The sequence below is a fragment of the Sulfitobacter sp. 1A12779 genome (genome assembly GCF_043557315.1).
GTDB classification, from domain to species: domain Bacteria; phylum Pseudomonadota; class Alphaproteobacteria; order Rhodobacterales; family Rhodobacteraceae; genus Sulfitobacter; species Sulfitobacter faviae.
In genome coordinates, this window is the sequence record NZ_JBIFFU010000077.1 from 1 (window position 1) to 1,318 (window position 1,318).

1 protein-coding gene is annotated in these 1,318 nt (G+C 56.8%); it reads left to right on the plus strand.

The window, feature by feature from the left end:
- Positions 1–58: 58 nt before the first annotated feature.
- Entirely contained in the window at positions 59–1,282 is a 1,224-nt protein-coding gene (locus ACGYLQ_RS20825) for an IS256 family transposase (protein ID WP_067629838.1), read from the plus strand.
- Positions 1,283–1,318: the final 36 nt, after the last annotated feature.

Here is a 1,318-nt window from a genome sequence, read left to right on the forward strand (position 1 = left end):
GGGACTGTCCTGAATTTTGTGCTCTGGCGTGGTAACTGCTCTATAAGGAGACCCACGTATGAGCATCGACAAAAAGCTATTAGACCAACTGATGGAAGGCCGGTCCTCTGGCGACCTATTCGGCAAGGAGGGCATTCTTGCCGAGTTGACCAAAGCATTGGCAGAACGCGCTTTAACAGCTGAGATGGAGGAACATCTTGGGGCAGAGCGCGAAGAAGGTGTCGCGGAGGGCCAGAACCATCCGCCCAATCGTCGTAATGGCAGCAGCCAGAAGACTGTGACTACCGACAGTGGGAAGGTCATCCTGGATATTCCGCGCGACCGCAACGGCACCTTTGATCCGCTGTTGATAGCCAAGTATCAGCGTCGTTTTCCCGAGTTCGACCGCAAGATCGTCAGCATGTATGCACGCGGAATGACGACCCGTGAGATCCAAGGGCACATTGAGGAGATTTACGGCTTTGAGGCATCACCCAGCTTGATATCGGTGATCACTGAGGCTGTGATGGACGAGGTCACCGCCTGGCAGAGCCGACCACTGGAACCCTGCTATCCGGTGGTGTTCATGGACGCGATCCGCGTCAACATCCGCAGTGATGGAGCGGTCTCGAACAAGGCGGTCTTCGTAGCCTTGGCGATCCGTCCAGACGGCACCCGGGACGTTCTGGGGCTGTGGTTCCAGGCCAACGAGGGTGCCAAATTTTGGTCAAAGGTTCTGAATGATCTACGTCACAGGGGCGTTCAGGACATTCTGATTGCCGTGGTCGACGGCCTCAAAGGCTTCCCTCAGGCCATTGAGGCAGCTTTCCCGGAAGCCCAGGTTCAGACGTGCATCGTTCATTTGCTGCGCCACTCTATGAGCTTCGCCAGCTACAAGGACCGCAAGGCCGTGGCGACAGCCCTGAAGGCAGTCTACACCGCCTTAGACGTCGAAGCAGCGGAGGCTGCACTGGCCGAGTTCGAGGAGAGCGATCTGGCCAAGCGCTATCCGGCCATTGCACCGAGCTGGCGCCGAGCCTGGAACGAGGTGATCCCGTTTCTCGACTACCCGCCCGAAGTGCGCCGATTGATTTACACAACGAATGCCATAGAAGCCTTGAACTCAAAAATCCGGCGTGCGGTGCGAACCCGAGGCCACTTCCCGAGCGATGAGGCGGCAGCAAAGTTGATCTACTTGGCGCTCAATGCTACTTCAGTCGAGTGGAAGCGATCTGTGCGTGAATGGCACCGCGTTAAAAGCCAACTCGCCATCATGTTCGAAGAACGCTTTCCCATGGCGTAACTAAAGGCGTCAGGGCACAAAATTACGCACACTCCC

Coding starts and splice junctions, on each gene's coding strand:
- ACGYLQ_RS20825 (WP_067629838.1), top strand. CDS start 59: ATGAGCATCGACAAAAAGCTATTAGACCAACTGATGGAAGGCCGGTCC.